This is a genomic window from Brevibacterium yomogidense, assembly GCF_016107685.1.
Lineage (GTDB): Bacteria > Actinomycetota > Actinomycetes > Actinomycetales > Brevibacteriaceae > Brevibacterium > Brevibacterium yomogidense.
Genome location: NZ_JABASY010000002.1, coordinates 60,630 through 77,180, shown reverse-complemented (window position 1 = coordinate 77,180; position 16,551 = coordinate 60,630). Strand labels below are relative to the sequence as shown.

The 16,551-nt window shown below is 69.2% G+C and carries 15 protein-coding genes; 10 read left to right on the top strand and 5 right to left on the bottom strand.

The genetic code is table 11. The annotated features are described in order from the left end of the window. Positions 1-32 precede the first annotated feature (32 nt). From JFC09_RS04765 to JFC09_RS04740, 6 genes are all read left to right on the top strand, one after another. Positions 33-647, top strand: coding sequence for an HhH-GPD-type base excision DNA repair protein (locus JFC09_RS04765; RefSeq protein ID WP_198392874.1), 615 nt, complete (start codon positions 33-35; stop codon positions 645-647). A gap of 145 nt (positions 648-792) precedes the next feature. Further along, a complete protein-coding gene (locus JFC09_RS04760) occupies positions 793-1,467 on the top strand; it encodes a superoxide dismutase family protein (RefSeq protein WP_198392873.1) in 675 nt (224 codons plus the stop codon). A 224-nt stretch (positions 1,468-1,691) separates the two neighbouring features. Continuing rightward, entirely contained in the window at positions 1,692-3,263 is a 1,572-nt protein-coding gene (locus tag JFC09_RS04755) for a sodium:solute symporter family transporter (RefSeq protein WP_198392872.1), read from the top strand. Further along, entirely contained in the window at positions 3,260-4,570 is a 1,311-nt protein-coding gene (locus tag JFC09_RS04750) for a long-chain-fatty-acid--protein ligase (RefSeq protein WP_198392871.1), read from the top strand. The genes JFC09_RS04755 and JFC09_RS04750 overlap by 4 nt, the downstream gene beginning before the upstream one ends. Further along, positions 4,567-6,036: an acyl-CoA reductase gene (locus tag JFC09_RS04745; RefSeq protein WP_198392870.1), complete on the top strand. Its 1,470-nt coding sequence runs from the start codon at positions 4,567-4,569 to the stop codon at positions 6,034-6,036. The genes JFC09_RS04750 and JFC09_RS04745 overlap by 4 nt, the downstream gene beginning before the upstream one ends. A gap of 52 nt (positions 6,037-6,088) precedes the next feature. Then, a complete protein-coding gene (locus JFC09_RS04740; protein WP_198392869.1) occupies positions 6,089-6,871 on the top strand; it encodes an SDR family oxidoreductase in 783 nt (260 codons plus the stop codon). Between the two features lie 55 nt (positions 6,872-6,926). Here JFC09_RS04740 and JFC09_RS04735 read toward each other — a convergent pair whose 3' ends face one another. The 4 genes from JFC09_RS04735 to JFC09_RS04720 all read right to left on the bottom strand — a co-directional run bounded on the left by JFC09_RS04735 (position 6,927) and on the right by JFC09_RS04720 (position 9,309). After that, positions 6,927-7,829 (bottom strand): AraC family transcriptional regulator, encoded by a 903-nt coding sequence (locus JFC09_RS04735; protein WP_198392868.1) that lies wholly within the window; start codon positions 7,827-7,829, stop codon positions 6,927-6,929. 240 nt (positions 7,830-8,069) lie between these two features. Further along, the gene (locus JFC09_RS04730) at positions 8,070-8,252 is read right to left on the bottom strand and encodes a CsbD family protein (RefSeq protein ID WP_198392867.1); all 183 of its coding nucleotides are present in this window, start codon (positions 8,250-8,252) and stop codon (positions 8,070-8,072) included. Positions 8,253-8,340: 88 nt separating this feature from the next. After that, a complete protein-coding gene (locus tag JFC09_RS04725) occupies positions 8,341-8,610 on the bottom strand; it encodes a GlsB/YeaQ/YmgE family stress response membrane protein (RefSeq protein ID WP_198392866.1) in 270 nt (89 codons plus the stop codon). A gap of 171 nt (positions 8,611-8,781) precedes the next feature. Continuing rightward, positions 8,782-9,309, bottom strand: coding sequence for an OsmC family protein (locus JFC09_RS04720; RefSeq protein WP_198392865.1), 528 nt, complete (start codon positions 9,307-9,309; stop codon positions 8,782-8,784). Positions 9,310-9,478: 169 nt separating this feature from the next. On the opposite strand from JFC09_RS04720, the gene JFC09_RS04715 reads away from it, so the two are divergent. Next, positions 9,479-10,960: an FAD-binding oxidoreductase gene (locus tag JFC09_RS04715; protein ID WP_198392864.1), complete on the top strand. Its 1,482-nt coding sequence runs from the start codon at positions 9,479-9,481 to the stop codon at positions 10,958-10,960. Between the two features lie 45 nt (positions 10,961-11,005). On the opposite strand, the gene JFC09_RS04710 is transcribed toward JFC09_RS04715, so the two are convergent. Beyond that, on the bottom strand, positions 11,006-12,715 hold the full coding sequence (locus JFC09_RS04710) for a BTAD domain-containing putative transcriptional regulator (RefSeq protein WP_198392863.1): 1,710 nt from the start codon (positions 12,713-12,715) through the stop codon (positions 11,006-11,008). Positions 12,716-12,893: 178 nt separating this feature from the next. Between JFC09_RS04710 and JFC09_RS04705 the strand changes: the two genes are divergently transcribed. From JFC09_RS04705 to JFC09_RS04695, 3 genes are read left to right on the top strand one after another with little or no spacing between them, the layout of a single operon-like run. Continuing rightward, the gene (locus tag JFC09_RS04705; protein ID WP_198392862.1) at positions 12,894-14,624 is read left to right on the top strand and encodes an ABC transporter substrate-binding protein; all 1,731 of its coding nucleotides are present in this window, start codon (positions 12,894-12,896) and stop codon (positions 14,622-14,624) included. A gap of 3 nt (positions 14,625-14,627) precedes the next feature. After that, positions 14,628-15,632: an ABC transporter permease gene (locus tag JFC09_RS04700; protein WP_198392861.1), complete on the top strand. Its 1,005-nt coding sequence runs from the start codon at positions 14,628-14,630 to the stop codon at positions 15,630-15,632. After that, complete coding sequence (locus JFC09_RS04695; protein WP_198392860.1) at positions 15,629-16,546, top strand: ABC transporter permease; 918 nt, start codon at positions 15,629-15,631, stop codon at positions 16,544-16,546. The genes JFC09_RS04700 and JFC09_RS04695 overlap by 4 nt, the downstream gene beginning before the upstream one ends. The last annotated feature ends 5 nt before the right edge of the window (positions 16,547-16,551 follow it).

Sequence of the window (16,551 nt, the reverse complement as noted above, 5' to 3'; positions counted from 1 at the left end):
GCGGTGCAAGCCCCATGCGGCACAATCGAGGCATGACTTCCGTGTTCCTCTCCACAGATCCGCGGGCTGATGCCCTCCTCACCCACGATCGCTTCGCCCTGCTCGTCGGGATGCTGCTGGACCAGCAGGTGACGATGGAGTCCGCGTTCGCGGGTCCCCAGAAGCTCGTCGACCGGCTGGAGGAGTTCACTCCGGCGTCCGTCGCTGCGATGAACCCGGATGCGTTCCTCGAGGCCTTCCGCGAGCCGCCGGCGGTGCACCGCTTTCCCGGCTCCATGGCCGCCCGCGTCCAGTCCCTGGCTCAGATGATCGTCGACGACTACGACGGGTCCGCCGAGGCGATCTGGACCACGCCCACCGCAGACGGTTCTGCTCCGACGGGTCCTCAGATCCTGCGCCGGCTGAAGGCGCTGCCGGGCTTCGGCGATCAGAAGTCGAAGATCTTCCTCGCACTGTTGGGCAAGCAGTTCGGTCTGGCGGCCGAAGGATGGCGGGAAGCTGCCGGCGATTACGGGCCGGATGACGCCTTCCGGTCCATTGCAGACGTCGTGGACGACGACTCCCTGCAGCGCGTGCGGGAGACGAAGAAGGCGATGAAGGCTGCCGCGAAGGCGGCGAAGGCGGCGAGCTCCGCACAGACGAGCTGACCGCTGCCCCACAGCTCGAACCGCACTCGCGTCACCTGGCATCACCCCTCACCGCTGACAAGGCGGCTTGGTCTTTGTTAGGTTGGACGCAGACCAGTCGACCTGATCCGATTCGGTATCGATGCCGAAGTGAGGACGAGTGATCATGCGCCAGCCGACATCTCTTCGCCACCTTCGCACACGCCCCGCAGCGCTGCTTGCCGCTGGCGGCGCACTGGCCCTGGGTCTCAGCGCATGCGGCGGTGCGGATGACGGTGGTGACTCCGCCAACACCGACAACGGCGAGGCCGGCAGAGCCTCCGACGCAGAGACCGCAGACGGTGACGCTCTCGCGACCGCAGAGCTGATGGATCCGGACGGCGGCACGATGGGCACCGTCACGTTGACGCAGACGGACGGAGGCATCGAGTTCGCCGTCGATGCCGAGGGGATGGAGCCCGGCATGTACGGGTTCCACGTGCATGAGATCGGTGAGTGCGAACCGGACAGCGCTGCGCCGGACGACCCGGAGGACACCGGGGACTTCATGTCCGCGGGCAGCCACATCCCCGGGGAGGACGACGCGGACCACCCTGATCACGCGGGTGACCTGCCCACACTGCTGGTCAACGATGACGGCACGGGGACCATGACCGTGGTGACCGATCGCCTCACGGAGCCCGAGCTGCTGGATGATGACGGAGCCGCCGTCATGGTCCACAGCGACCCGGACAACTTCGGCAACGTCCCCGAACGCTACGCGGAAGACGGCCCGGACGAGGACACGCTGTCCGCCGGGGACGCGGGCGACCGCATGGCCTGCGGTGTGATCGAGGGCTGAGCTGGCACCAAGGACCGTCGACAGCTGATCCGCTGGGCAAAGCCCGACGGACTCAAGCTCAACTCTGCGAGCGAGCGTACTCGGGCCCCGCCCCGCACCGGGGATGGGCTACAGTCGGAATCGTTACGCATACACGCGGGAGCTCGGAAGGCCGGGCTGAGAGGGCGCACACCGTCGCCGACCGCATGAACCTGTCCGGGTAATGCCGGCGAAGGGACACGACGATGCTCAGCACCGCCGTCACGGCGCTCATCCTTGCCATCACTCTTGCAAGCTTCTTCCTCGTGGGGCTGCGCACCGGCGCGGACCGTTCCGTCGAGGAGTTCGCGGTCGCCCGCGGCACCCAGTCCGGTACGGCGCTGGGGCTGTCGTTCTTCGCGTCCGGGGTGGGCTCCTGGATCCTGTTCTCCGCGCCCGAGGTCGGTGCCGCCGGTGGGATCGCCGCCGCCGTGGGCTACGGGCTGGGTGTCGTGCTGCCGCTCGTGGGGCTGCTCCTGGTGGGCGGTCGGCTGCGCATCCTGCTGCCCGAAGGCTACGATCTCGCCCAGTTCGTCCGGCTCCGGTTCGGAACCGCCATGCAGGGCTATGTCCTCGTCATCTCGATGCTGTTCATGTTCACGGCGCTGGCGGCGGAGCTCACCGCGGTGAGCAGCGTGCTGGGCCGGATCTCCGACCTGGACCCCCGCATCGGCATCGTCGCGGTCGCGGCGGTCACCGCCTGCTACACGGCGGTGGGCGGCCTGCGCGCGTCGATCGGCACGGACCGCTGGCAGTCGTGGCTGCTCTTCGCCCTGGTCGTCGTGATCGGCGGCTGGCTGGCGCTGCGCGGGCTGGGTCTGCTGGACACCGGTTCCGGCCCGCTCCCCACCACCGCCGCCGAGGCCGCAGCCGCCCCCGCCGCCCCGCCCGCCTCCGCTTTCCTCGCCGTCGACTGGTCCGGTGTCGAGGCCGGTGTCACCGTCGCGATCGCGGTGACCGCGACGACGCTGTTCCACAACGGCTACTGGCAGCGGGTGTGGGCGGCCCGTGACCTCGCGGCGCTGCGCCGGGGTGCGGTGCTGGGGTCGCTCACCCGTTTCCCCGTCGTGCTGGCCGCCGGCCTCGTCGGTGTCGTCGCGGCGGTCCACGGTCTGGACCCGGGCACTCCCCCGGCGCCGTTCTTCGCGCTCGTCGCGGGTGGCCCCACGTGGCTGCTCATCGCGATCCTCGTCCTCACTCTCACGCTCATCGCCTCCACCGCGGACACCCTGCAGAACGGCATTGCCGCCGCGGTCGCCGTGCGCGCACCCCGGCTGGGGATCACGGGTGCCCGCGTCCTCACGGTGATCGCCACGCTCATCCCCACGGCGATCGCGTTCCAGGGGTTCTCCGTGCTGCGGCTCTTCCTCATCGCGGATCTGTTCTGTGCGGCGACCCTCCTGCCGGTGCTCCTGGGACTGTGGTCGCGCACGACTCCCCGCGCGGCGATCGTCGGTGCCGCGGCCGGGCTCGTGTCCGCTGCGGGCTACGGGCTGGTGGTCACGGGCTTCGCCACCGCCGAAGCGCTGGCCGTCACCACGTTCGCGGAAGGTCTCACGCTCGGTCCGTTCGCCGCCGCGCTCCTGGGCTCCGCGATCGTCACCGTCGTAATGAGCTTCGTCACGAAGCAGACCGGCCACCACCTCACTGCGGGACCCGTTCCGCACTCGCCCAGTCCTGCCCCTGCCGGTCGTGTGGCCACCCGCAACGCGCCGCCGCGTCCGGCCCCGTCCCACCACCCACAACTCGACCCGTCGGACCAGGAGAGGACCTCATGACGACCGCCTCCACAGCCCCTCCTCGTGACCCGGCCGCATTCTCCCTACTGGATGCGGACATCCTTGCGTTCATCGAGGCGGACGACCCGGACCCGGGAGCCTTCGACGCGCTGGCACTGCGGCTGTTCACTCACCAGTTCGAGTCGAATCCGGCCTACCGCCGCTACTGCCTCGCCCGCAAGGCCACCCCGGGCCGAGTGAGGCACTGGACGGGTATCCCGGCGGTGCCGCTCACCGCGTTCAAGCAGCTCACGCTGGCGACCTTCCCGCCCGAGGATGCCCAGGCCGTCTTCATGACGTCCGGCAGCACGGACCCGTCGACACGCGGCCGGAACCATCACCCGCACCTGTCGCTGTACGACGCGTCGCTCATCCGCTCCTTCCGCGATCAGTTCCTGCCTCAGACGACTGGTCCACAGCCCACCGATTCACAGTCGCCCGTCCCACAGACGACTCACGCGGCCGCCGACACGGGCAGCATCCGCCTCCTCGTCCTCAACCCACCCCGCGCCCAGGCGCCGCATTCGTCGATCGCCCACTTCTTCTCCACACTCGTCGAGCAGTTCGGCACACCTGACAGCCGCCACCTGGTCCACGACGGCACTCTGGACGTCGCTGCCGCGATCAGTGCGTGCGCAGACGCAGAAGCACGCAACGAACCGCTCGCGATCCTGGGCACGTCGTTCTCCTTCGTGCACCTGCTCGACGCGATGGCCGCCGCAGACCGCTCCTTCCGCCTGCCCCCAGGTTCCCGGGTCCTGGACACCGGAGGGTTCAAGGGGAAGTCACGCGACGTGTCGGCCACCGAACTCCGCCACGACCTCTCCCAGCGACTGGGAGTCCCCGCCCATCTGTGCCGGAACTACTACGGCATGACGGAGATCAGCACCCAGTACTACGACCGTGCGCCGCTGGTGGCTTCCCCGACAGCCCCCACAGCTGGAGGAATCTCCCAACCTGGAGACCACACAGAGGACGGAGCCCTCACGCCCGGCGAGCGCGCGAAGGTCGTGCCGCACTGGGCCCGACTGGTGGTCGTCGATCCCCTCAGCCGCCAGCCGGTCCCCCACGGCGAGCCCGGTCTGCTGATGCACATGGACCTGGCGAACATCGGGTCGTGCATGGCGGTGCTGTCCGACGACCTCGGGTGGGCCATCGGACCAGAGCCCGGCTCCACCGCCCTGGGTACAGCAGACGTCGTGCTGCGAGGGCGAGCCGCCGGCACGGAGGCACGCGGCTGCTCCCTGGCGCTCGACGAGATCTTGAGCGCGAATCGCACCTCCACTTCCGCCGAGGACCGCCGATGACGCTCGACGTCTCCTTCCTCCCCCAGCTCACGGAAACCGAACACTCCGCGCTCACCTGGGAGGAGTTCACGGTCCGCGACGTGGCTCTGCGCGCCCCGGTCGCGACACCGGACCTCGTCACGACCCTCACCACTCGGCTGCGGGACGCCCATCGCATACACCTCGCCGACCGGCCCGTCATGAACATCATCGACACGCTGGGTCGCGTCCAGACCCTGTGGGCCGATCCGGCCTACCCGTTGCGCCGCACCGCCGAGGACCTCCTGCCCCGCCTCACCGGCTACGCCTCGCTGCACGTGCGCCGCACACTGCGCGACTATCTCGCCACGTTCCGCCGCGACCGGCTGCTGCGGTTCCTCGCGCAGGACTTCCCGGACCCGGGCGTACTCGACGGGTTCCGCCCGTCGCCTGCCGGTGGCAGGCGCCGAGCCCGCGGGCCCGCCGTCCTCACCCAGATCTTCGCCGGCAACGTACCCGGTCTGCCCGCGTGGGATCTGGTGTGCGCGCTGCTCGTGAAATCCGCGACGCTGGGCAAGCCCGCCTCCGGGGAGCCGCTGTTCGCCTCCCTCTTCGCCCGCTCCCTCGCCGAGGTCGACGCCGGCCTCGCCTCCTGCCTCGCCGTCCTGCCGTGGGCCGGTGGAGACACCGCGGTGGAGGCGGCGGCGTTCGTGGGATCGGACGCCGTCGTCGCCACCGGTTCACGCCTGGCGCTCGCCGATCTGCGCACCCGCGTGCCCGAAGGTGTGCGCCTCATCGAACACGGTGCGACCGTGAGTGTTGCCGTCATCGCCACCGAGGCCCTGGGCACCGATCGCTACGGCGAGACCGCCCGCAGGCTCGCCCGGGACGTCGCCCACTACGACCAGCAGGCGTGCCTCTCCCCGCACGTCGTCTACATCGAGACGACTCCCCCACGCTCGGGTGTCTCCATCGAGGTGTTCGCCGCGGCTGTGGCGACGGAGCTCGCCGCGATCGAACGCCGCAGCCCGCGTGCGCGGTTCACCCTCGAGGAAGCCGCTGCCTGGGCGAATGCACGCGAAGCCGCCGAACTCGCCACCTGGGACGACGACACCCGCTCGCTCCTCACTGCGGGGGACGGTTCCCCGTGGGCGGTCACCGTCGAACCCCTCGACACACCGTTCGAAGCGTCCCCGCTGGGACGTTTCGTGCGGATCGTGCCGGTGACCGGGGCCTCGGCGATCGAAGGGTGCCTTGCGGGGGTGAGGCGGTTCGTGCAGTCCGCGGGGCTGGCCTGTGCGCCGGCGCGGGCGGAGGAGTTCGCGGACGTGCTGGCGGCTTCCGGCGTGGACCGGGTCGCCGCGCTGGGACGGATGGGGGCGCCGGCTCCCGGATGGCACCACGACGGGCGGGGCAGCCTGGGCGACCTCGTCACGTGGACGGACCTCGAACCGTCGGTGGACGCGGACCTCGACCTGTACGACCCGGACGACCGATCCGGTGGCTGACGCAGACGGTGCGCTCACAGATACGAGCCGGTGGCCGATGAAAGGAGGCGTCATGCTGGGGACCAGTCGCATGCTGGAGGGGCGGACCGCGCTCGTGACGGGGTCGGGCCGAGGGATCGGAGCGGCGATCGCGCGCGGACTCGCCCAGCACGGAGCGGATGTCGCGGTGAACTATGTGCGGGACGCGACGTCTGCGGAGCGTGTCGTCGCGGACGTCGAAGCGGCAGGTGGGCGCGGGGTGGCGATTGCGGCGGACGTGACGGATCAGGAGGCGGCGCGGCGGCTCGTCGAGGAGGCCCGTGACCGGCTGGGGCCGCTCGACATAGTCGTGCACAATGCGCTGGCCGGATTCGCGTTCGACCCGCGGAACCGGAAGACCGTGTGGGATCTGACCGCAGACGACTACGCGTCACAGGTGAATGCCGCGGTCGGGGCCGCACACACGGTGACACAGGCGGCCCTGCCGGACCTGCAGGCGCACGGACGCGGCCGGATCGTGTCCGTGCTGTCCGACCTCATCGAGCGTCCGGGTGTCCCGTACCCGGAGTACGTGACCGCGAAATCGGCGCTGCTGGGGTGGTCGCGGTCGATGGCAGCGGAGCTCGGCCAGGTGGGTGTGACCGTCAACTGCGTGGCACCGGGCCTCGTGCCGTCGACCGGCGCCGCCGCCGGGACGGACGATCACCTGCGCGACTCGCTCGAGGCTGCGACACCCCTGCGCAGGCTCGCGGAGCCCGAGGACGTCGCCGGAGCCGTCCTCGCGTTCGCCTCCGACTGGCTGGGCTTCGTCACTGGCGCATGTCTGTTCGTCGACGGCGGCCTCGTCATGCGGTGAAAGACTCGTGAGGACACGGAATGAGGTCCGTCGCGTCAGAACTACGCGGGACGGGCTACTCCCTCTCCACCGGCAGCCACAGCTGCCCGCTCCCCCGCGACCAGTCGTCATCAGCCGGCCGCGATCGCAGGATCTCCGGGCCCGGTGACCAGCGGTAGGGGTTCGCGGGGAACCATTCGGTGGCGGCATCCGCCCACATCCGCTGGAGCACCTCCGGAAACGGCCCTTCCGTGTCGAACACGACCCAGGTCCCGGCAGGAACATCAAGCTGGGCGAACCCGTCCGGAGCCTCCGCTGTGGTGACGACTCCCAGCCAGTAGTCCAGCATGCTGCCATCTGCACGGTCCGCATCGATACTCACGGTCGCTGACACCACTCCGGTCGGCTCAACACTGGTCGGCTCGACAGCGAAGGGGTCGTCGCCGCCCGACTCTTGGCCGGACAGTTCCTTCAGTTCGGCCATGCGCGCGGGGTCCAGGCTCCTCGTGAACTCTTCGATCGCAGCGTTCGGCCCCTCATGGACCAGTGGCACTCGCTCCGTGAACCCGACGATCCGGAATGCTTCTTTCTCCACTATGCGATGACGCATCTCTGTGCTCCCTTCCACCCGAAGGTGGAATCTCAGTTTCGGCTGTGAACGGAGCACCGCTCCCGGGCGTCTGGCCTGGGTGGGCGTGAGACCGTGCAGCTGGCGGAATGCGCGGGTGAAGGCTTCGGCAGATCCGTATCCGTAGCGGACCGCCGTCTCCAGGACTCCCGCCCCGCCGAGCAGCTCTGCCGTCGCAGCAGTCAATCGCCTGCGCCGCACGTACTCCGACACCGGCATCCCCGCGAGCGTCGCGAACATCCGTCGGAAGTGATATTCCGAGGTCATCGCCACACGCGCGAGGTCCGCGACATCGACGGGACCCGTGAGGTCCGCGTCGATCGCTTCGATGGCGTCATTCCACTGCCGCATCGTCTCGCCTCCGTTCACGTTCCTCACGCTACGAGTTCGCGTACCCTCCGCACCCGATGATCCATGCCCGCTTCCATCATGGTGCAGCCACGACCGAGGCCAGCCCGACTTGATCGGGCCGGCCGGCTCGCGGCCCGGTCCTTCGCAGCAACCGACGGGGTTGACGACCGGGGTGCCGCAGACAGAGGAGCGCCCCACCACTCAGCAGTGATGGGGCGCTCCTCTGGTCAGGTCGGCTGATCAGTCGGTCGCGTTCTTCCACGCGTCCTTGACCTCTTCGCCGGCCTGCTTGGCCTTCGCCGACGTCTGGTCGGCCTTGCCTTCAGCCTTGAGGTCGCTGTCGTTCTTCGCGTCGGCAGTGCCTTCCTTGGCCTTGCCCTTGAGTTCTTCCGCCTTGTTGCTGATCTTGTCTCCGAGTCCCATGAGGGTGTCTCCTTTCGATCAGGTGAGCAGAGCTGCTCACTCAGTGTTCACACTGGTGGGGGGCAGGCGATGTGCTCGCGTGTACGGGTCACGCGGCTGCGCGGCTGCGACCGGTGATGAGCCCCCACACGATGAGGACGATCAGCGAGCCGCCGATCGCGCACAGCCATGTCGAGATCGAGAAGAACTCGTTCATGTCCGCACCGAACAGCATGCCGCCCAGCCATCCGCCCAGGAACGCGCCGATGACACCGAGCACGAGGGTGCCGAGCCAGCCGCCGCCCTGCTTGCCCGGGAGAATGAGCTTGGCGATCGCGCCTGCGATGAGGCCGAGCACGAGGAATGCGATGAAACCCATATGGGACACCTTCTTTCTGTCGGCGTTGTGAAAACCACGCTAACACCACAAGGCAGATTGTGGTGGGAATTGTTGCATCAGTGCACGACAGCGCGTCGATTCCCCGGTCACGACGGGCCTTACGCCCCCGGTCATGACGGGCCTCTTGCGACACCTGGTCACGATGGGCCCTTACGATTCCCCGGTCACCTCGACGTCTGCCGCCACGTCCACGGGGGCGCCTGCTTCGAGCGTGCGGGAGACGGTGCAGTGGGTGTCGTGGGCGACGTGCAGCAGCTTCTCGACATACGCCTGCGGGTCCTGCTTCCGCTTCCAGCCTGAGACGGCGATGTCGAAATCCAGGCTGAGGTTCTCCAGCCGGGTGGCGAGCGCGTCGTCCTTGAGCTTGTCCGCGGTGACCGCGATGTCGAACCGCTCCGGCTCCGCCGCGCGGGTGAGCGGTTTGTCGATGCTCACCGCCATGCATCCGGCTAGTCCCGCCAGCAGCATGTCGACGGGGTCGACGAGCCCCTCACCACGGCCGAAGTCCAGCTCGACGCCGTCTCTTGTCGTCACCCGGTACCGCTCGAACCCGGTGCGCGTGACGGACACACCGCGCTGTTCCGCAACGTGCTCGGCTCCTGCCTCACCACGCTCGGTGCCCGCCTTACCGTCCGCACGCCCTGTTGCTCCGTCGTTGTTCCGCACTGAGTCGTCCATGCGCCCACACTAATCCTCGCCGGACCGTCCGCACGTCCCGTGACGGCAGCTGCGGCTGCGGTGAAAGTCGTGTGTAAGTGCCTCCTGGGACGGTGTCGTCGTCCCGACAGGGACAGGCCGTTCACAGTCGAACGGCCGCAGTCAGCAGAGACCATGCGAACGGAAGCACATGAACCTCCACACCGCGAACACCATCCACACGCCTGACACCGCCACCACCACCGCCACCACTGGTTCGGCGACTCTCACCGGCCCGGTCACTCCCACGGACACCACGTCCACCGACACCACCCACCGCCCGCTCCCCCAGCGCATCCCGATCCACCACCCGGGCGACCCGAGCTACGAAGACGCCCGCTGCCTGTGGAACACCGCGGTCGATCTCGAGCCGGCGGCGGTCGCAGAACCGTCCACTCCGCTGCAGGTGTCAGAGATCGTCACGGCCGCCCGCCGCCAGGGACTGCGCGTCGCCCCCGTCAGCACCGGGCACAACGCGGGGCCGCTCACGCAGCATGACCTTTCGGACACGATCCTCGTGAAGCTGTCCGGTCTCACGGATGTGCACATCGATCCGTCGACCGCGACGGCCCGGGTGCAGGGCGGCGCCCTGTGGGGCGACGTCGTGGAGGCCGCGGGCCAGCACGGGCTGGCGTGCCTGCACGGGTCGTCCCCGGATGTGGGGGTGGGCGGCTACCTGCTGGGCGGCGGCATCTTCCTCTATGCCCGCCGTCTGGGGATGGCGACGAACAGTGTCACTGCGATGGAGGTGGTGCTGGCGGACGGCAGCCTGGTCCGCGTGGACCGCACCCGGCACTGCAGCCTCTTCTGGGCCCTGCGCGGCGGGGGCGGCAACTTCGGCATCGTCACGGCGTTCGAGTTCTCCCTCTACCCGCTGGAGACCGTCTACGCGGGGATGATGGTGTGGGACATCGAGGAGGCGGACCGTGTGGTGCGCGCGTGGGCGCGCTGGGCTCCGTCCGCGCCGGATGAGATCACGACGTCGATGCGGATCCTCCATCTGCCCGACGCGCCCGAGGTCCCCGCCCCCGTCCGTGGCCGTCCCGTCGTCTGCCTGGACGGTGCCGTCCTGGGGCCCGAGGCCGCAGCCCGGGACGCGGTCGCCCCACTGCGGGCGCTGCGCCCGGAGGTCGACACCTTCGCTTCCGTGCCGCCGGCGTCGCTGTCCCGTCTGCACATGGATCCGGAGGGCCCCACCCCGGTCGTCGGCGACTCCGCGCTGCTGGGTCGCCTTCCCGATTCCGCCGTCGACGCGTTCCTCGCGCAGGTGGGGCCGGGCACGGACCATTCGCTGCTGACGGCGGAGCTGCGGCAGCTGGGCGGCGCACTGTCCCGCCGCCATCCGGACGGGGGTGCGATGAGCCGGATGCACGGGGCGTTCATGCTGTTCGGCGCCGCGATCGCGGACACCCCGGAGAACAGGGCGCGAGGGCACGCGGATGCGACTGCCCTCACCCGGGCCCTGAAGCCGTGGAGCACCGGCGGCCACTACCTCAACTTCGCGGAGTCGCCCGTCGATGTGGAGTGCAGCTTCCCGGAGCGGGACTGGTTGACGCTCACCCGCGTGAAGACCGTGTACGACCCGGACGACGTGTTCGTCGCGAACCACCCGGTCCCACCGGTACCCGCGTGAGACGAACACATCCGGAGGTCCGGGCCCCTTCCCGGGGCCCGGACCTCACCCGGGGAACCCGGCAGCAGCGGCGTCGGCGCGTCCTTCCAGTCGTGCGCGCACGTCGTCGGCAAGCGGGAAGTCCACCCGCCGGTACGAGGCGAGCGCCTCATACCGGTACCAGCGGGCCGGCCCGGGGTTGCCCAGCTGCTCCTCGGCGTCGGCGAGGCGGGCCGCAGCACGGGCGGCGAACAGCCAGCACCCGCACCGCTGGGCCAGGTCGAGCGCTGTGCGCGCGTGGACCGCCGCAGTCTGCGGGTCGCCCCACAGCAGGTGGGCCTTGGCCGCGGAGGCGTGGGCACAGGCGGCCAACGGGAAGCGGCCGGCGTCGTAGGCGAACCGGATGACGGTCCGGTACCAGGAGAAGCACTCCTCGTCACCGGCGTCCCGCAGGCAGCAGGCGACGTCCAGCGTCGCCGGGCCGTGTGCGGCGTCCGGATCCGCGGAGGCGGCGATGAGGGAAGCTTCGTGGGCCTCGGGCACGGCGACGCTGTGGCGGCCGGCCCTCCGATCGATCTGGCTGCGGGCCCGCCACCACAGCTGGTCGCGACGGCTGTCGTGGTCCTTCGCAGTGCGGGGTGGACCTGCGATGTCGAGACATTCCTCGGCCCTGCGGAGCCGGCCCATGTGGGTGAGGATGAGGGCGCGCACTGTCTGGAGGAGTGCGTCCGTCCCGGTGGTGCGCTCGTCCAGGCGCATCGCCTCGCCCAGCAGGCGCAGCGCCCGCCTGAGATCGCCGGTGAGGCCGACGACGGCGACCATGTCCCGCAGCGCGACGGCGCGTGCGTCCTCCTGCCCGTGAGCCAGGTGCACCGCTTCGAGGTGGCCCAGCAGCGACAGGGCGTCTTCGTGGCGACCCTTCGCGGTGAGGACGTAGGCGAGTTCGCGCCGCAGGGTGACGTCCTCCGGCGAGGGCACGCATCGGTTCGTGTCCGCAGGCGGGCCCGCGAGGTCGCCTATGGCAAGCGACTGCCGGATCGTGTCCTCCCGGTCCTGGGCCGCCAGCAGGTGGGTGTGCGCGGCGTGCAGTTCGACGCCCGGCTCCATGCCCAGCGCGGCGAGCGCACCCTGGGCATCTGCGAAGGCCCGGGGCAGCTCCTCCCGCTTGCCCGCCTGCTGGAGTGCGGACATCTTGAGCGCTTGCAGCTTCTCGTTGGTCGGATGCTCTGCCGCCAGGGGCGTGAGGACGGAGAGGGCGGTGCGGCTGTCCCCCAGGTCCAAGAGGATCTCGCTGCGCACCTCCTGCGCGCGCACGTAGAGGTCTGTCAGCGCGTCCTTCCACAGGTCGACGTCCGGCAGCTCGACATCCGGGAACGGCACACCGCTCCACAGGGAGGCTGCCTCTGCGAGGCGTTCCAGCGTGGTCGTGTCGCCTGCGCCCGCTCCCCTGCCGTCGAGCGCTTCCGTGGCCGCCCGCTCGAACTGCCACGCGTCGATGCCGTCCTCGCCCACGTTCAGCCGGTAGCCGTTGGGGGAACTGTTGACGATGTCGCCGCCCAGCTGCCGCCTGAGGCGGTGGATCTGGACGTGCAGCCGTGTGAGGGCTCGGTCGGATTCGTCGGACGGCCAGAGCGCCCGGACGAGGAACGGGGCGGGTGTCCAGACCCGGAGCCGGAGGGTGAGGAGTGACAGGAGCGCCCGTTGTGTCCGTCCCTGCACACTCCATGACGTGCCGTCCGCGAAGATCTCCACGCGCCCCATGACGCGCATCTCCATCCGGACAAGTCTAGTGACCTGCGCCACAGAGGGGAAGGGGGCTTGCCGCCCAGGCGCTCGCCACGCGCCCACCCCTCCAGCATGGCCCCTTGCGGACATTCGCCAAGGCTCCTTGCGCGCAGAACGCCTTCTGGCTGTTACCGTGAGACGCAGAACACAACTGTTCAGGAGAGGCAACGTGGCTTTTCGAACCCTTCGGCGGGCGAGCGCAGCATCGGTCATAGCGCTGTACCTGCTCGCGGTCTCAGGGTGCGGCACGACGGACCCTCCGGAGAACTCCGGTCAGCCGGATGTCGACGCGCAGCAGGAGTGCCAGGACCTCGCCGCCCAGGTCGAGGACGGCGAGGACAGCGCAGACGACAGGAACGACGCTGGCGGCGAGACGGCCGACACGTTCATCTTCGGCTCCTCCGCCAGCCCCATCACCCTCAATCCGCTGCACGCCTCCGACAGCGATTCGTTCCGCGTCGCCCACCAGATCTTCGAGACGCTGGTGGAGGCGGAGCCGTGCGGCCCCGGACCCTCTCCCCTGCTGGCGACGGACTGGACCTCCTCAGATGACGGCAAGACCTTCGACTTCACCCTGCGGGACGACGTCACGTTCCACGACGGGACAGAGTTCGACGCGGACGTCGTGTGCTGGAACTTCGAGCACTGGAACAACCAGCCGGAGGGGATGGCGCAGAGCGCAGACATCACGTACCACTGGTCGACGCTCTTCAAGGGCTTCGGCGATGACAGCATCTACGAGTCGTGCACGACCTCGGGAGACAGCGAGGTGACGATCGAGCTGAACGAACCGTTCGCCTCGTTCGTCAACGCCCTGGCGATCCCCGCGTTCTCGATGCAGAGCCCGGAGGCTCTGGAGAAGTGGGGCCAGATCGAGGACGGCGGCGACCCGACGGCCACCGAGTACGCGACCGCGCACCCCACGGGGACCGGCCCCTACCAGTTCTCCTCGTGGAACCGCGGGACCTCCGTGAACCTCACCGCGTTCGACGACTACTGGGACGGTCCTCCCAAGACCCCGCACGTGACGATCAAGACCATCGAAGACCCCCAGGCGCGTGCGGATGCGCTGCGGACCGGGGACGTCGACGCGTTCGACCTCGTGGCACCCGGGGACGTGCCCGGGCTGCGGGACGAGGACTTCACCCTCATCCACCGCCCGTCCTACAACATCCAGTACCTGGGGATGAACCAGGCGGCCCCGCCCCTGGACGACCTCAGGGTCCGGCAGGCCATCGCACACGCCATCGACCGCGAACAGCTCATGAAGAGCACGATGACACCCGGCTCCGAGGCGGCGAACCAGTTCGTCCCGCCGGTCACCAACGGGTACAGCGACGACGTCACCGAATACGAGTACGACCCGGAGAAGGCGCGCCAGCTGCTCGAGGAGTCCGGCTACGAAGACCTCACCATCGAGTTCAACTACCCCACCGATGTGAGCCGCCCCTACCTCCCCAGCCCGCAGGACACCTTCAACCAGATCCGCAACGACCTGCAGTCGGTCGGCATCACCGTCGTCCCTGTCGCGGACCAGTGGTCGGTCTACCTGTCGAAGATCCACGGCGGTGAGGACCACGGCATCCACGTCCTGGGGTGGACGGGCGAGTACAACGACGCGGACAGCTTCCTGGGGGCGAAGTTCAGCGAGGAGACCCCCGAGTTCGGGTTCACGGACCAAGAGGTGTTCGACCAGTTGGCCGAGGCACGCGGCCTGCCCACCCCGGAAGAGCAGGAGCCGGCGTACCAGGAAGCCAACGAGATGATCATGGACCGGCTGCCCGGCCTGCCCCTGGGTCACGGTGTCCCCGTCCTCGCTCTCGCCCCGCGGGTGTCCGGCTATGTGCCGAGCCCGGTGGAGGACGAGTCGTGGGACACCGTCACGGTGCGGGAGGAGTGAGCCGTGCTGCGTTTCGTCGTCATCCGCCTGGCCCAGCTCCTGCCCACCCTGTTCGGGCTGTCGATCCTCCTCTTCGCGTGGGTGCGGGCGCTGCCGGGTGATCCCGCTCAGGCGCTGCTGGGCGACCGCGCCACACCGGAGGCGATCGACCGGATCAACGAGACGTACGGGTTCAACGAACCCCTGCTCACGCAGTACGGCATGTACCTGGCGGCGCTATTCCGCGGGGACTTCGGCGAGTCCATCCGGATGCACGAACCGGTGCTGTCCGCGTTCTTCGACAAGCTGCCGGCCACCATCGAACTGTCCGTCGTGGCACTCGCCTTCGCCGTCGTCGTCGGGGTCCCCCTGGGCTACATCGCAGGAAGGCGGGCCGGCACGAACGTGGACGGCGGCATCGTCGTCCTCTCGCTCATCGGCAGCGTGGTGCCCGTGTTCTTCCTGGCCCTGCTGCTCAAATACGTGTTCGCGATCGAGCTGGAGATTTTCGACAGCGTGGGAAGGCAGAACGCGCGTCTGGACGCCACCCACACGACCGGCTTCTACATCCTCGACGGGATCATCAACGTGCAGTTCGCCGCCGCGTGGGACGCGTTCAAGCACCTGATCCTGCCCGGCCTGGCGCTGGGCACCATCCCCTTGGCGGTCATTGTGCGGCAGACGCGCGGCGCAGTGTCCGAGGTGATCCACGAGGACTACATCCGCACCGCCCGCGCCAAGGGCCTCCGCTCGATCACGATCACGGTGCGCCACGTCATGCGCAACGCCCTCCTGCCGGTGGTGACCACTCTGGGTCTGCAGCTGGGGCTGCTGTTCTCCGGGGCGGTCCTCACGGAGACGGTGTTCGCGCTCGACGGTGTCGGCCAGTACCTCTACCAGGCCATCCAGGACCGCGACTACCCCGTACTGCAGGGCTTCATCCTGCTGATCGCGCTCTTGTACGCGCTCATCACGCTGCTCGTCGACCTGTCCTACGGCTTCATCGACCCGAGGGTGCGTGAATCATGACCGCCGAACCCGTCACGACCGCCAGCACTGCGAAGAGGCGTGAGCCGGAACGCGGCGAGAGCCTGTGGCGCGGCGCGTTCCGCCGGCTGTCCCGTCGTCCTGTCGCCATCGCCGGTGCCGTGATCGTCTTCCTGTTCCTGCTGGTCGCACTGCTCGCCCCGCTGCTGGCCCCGTACGAACCGGCCAGCACGGAGTGGACGGAGCTGTCCACCCCCTACTGGGTGCAGGGCCACAGTCCCGACCATCCTCTGGGCATCGACCGCTGGGGGTCGGACATGCTCACCCAGCTGATCTACGGTGCCCGGCAGTCGTTGATCATCGGTGTCGTCGCCACCGCGATCGGCCTGGTGGCCGGTGCCGCGCTGGGTGCGCTGGCCGGCGCTTTCGGCGGCTGGGTCGACATGATCGTCATGCGCTTCGTCGACATCATGCTGTCCGTGCCCAGCCTGCTGCTGGCGATCAGCATCGCCGCGATCATGGGCAAGAGCTCGATGGCGCTCATGATCGCGATCGGTGTGGGGCAGGTGCCGATCTTCGCCCGCCTGCTGCGCGGTTCCATGCTGGGCCAGAACGAGGCGGACTACGTGCTGGCGGCGAACGCACTGGGTCTGCGCAAGCGCACGATCGTCATGGGCCACGTCCTGCCCAACTCCCTGGGGCCCACGATCGTGCAGGCCACCCTCAACCTCGCGACCGCGATCATCGAGGTGGCGGCGCTGTCCTACCTGGGGCTGGGCGAAGGGGACCCCGCCGTGGCCGAATGGGGCCGCATGATCGTGAGCGCGCAGGACCGATTCGAGATCGCCCCGTGGCTGGCGTTCTATCCCGGCATCTGCATCGCGGTCACCGCGCTGGGCTTCACCCTGCTGGGTGAGTCGCTGCGTGAGGCCCTGGATCCGAAGCAGCGGAGGTGACGCAG

Coding starts and splice junctions, on each gene's coding strand:
- JFC09_RS04765 (WP_198392874.1), top strand. CDS start 33: ATGACTTCCGTGTTCCTCTCCACAGATCCGCGGGCTGATGCCCTCCTC.
- JFC09_RS04760 (WP_198392873.1), top strand. CDS start 793: ATGCGCCAGCCGACATCTCTTCGCCACCTTCGCACACGCCCCGCAGCG.
- JFC09_RS04755 (WP_198392872.1), top strand. CDS start 1,692: ATGCTCAGCACCGCCGTCACGGCGCTCATCCTTGCCATCACTCTTGCA.
- JFC09_RS04750 (WP_198392871.1), top strand. CDS start 3,260: ATGACGACCGCCTCCACAGCCCCTCCTCGTGACCCGGCCGCATTCTCC.
- JFC09_RS04745 (WP_198392870.1), top strand. CDS start 4,567: ATGACGCTCGACGTCTCCTTCCTCCCCCAGCTCACGGAAACCGAACAC.
- JFC09_RS04740 (WP_198392869.1), top strand. CDS start 6,089: ATGCTGGGGACCAGTCGCATGCTGGAGGGGCGGACCGCGCTCGTGACG.
- JFC09_RS04735 (WP_198392868.1), bottom strand. CDS start 7,829: ATGCGGCAGTGGAATGACGCCATCGAAGCGATCGACGCGGACCTCACG.
- JFC09_RS04730 (WP_198392867.1), bottom strand. CDS start 8,252: ATGGGACTCGGAGACAAGATCAGCAACAAGGCGGAAGAACTCAAGGGC.
- JFC09_RS04725 (WP_198392866.1), bottom strand. CDS start 8,610: ATGGGTTTCATCGCATTCCTCGTGCTCGGCCTCATCGCAGGCGCGATC.
- JFC09_RS04720 (WP_198392865.1), bottom strand. CDS start 9,309: ATGGACGACTCAGTGCGGAACAACGACGGAGCAACAGGGCGTGCGGAC.
- JFC09_RS04715 (WP_198392864.1), top strand. CDS start 9,479: ATGAACCTCCACACCGCGAACACCATCCACACGCCTGACACCGCCACC.
- JFC09_RS04710 (WP_198392863.1), bottom strand. CDS start 12,715: ATGGAGATGCGCGTCATGGGGCGCGTGGAGATCTTCGCGGACGGCACG.
- JFC09_RS04695 (WP_198392860.1), top strand. CDS start 15,629: ATGACCGCCGAACCCGTCACGACCGCCAGCACTGCGAAGAGGCGTGAG.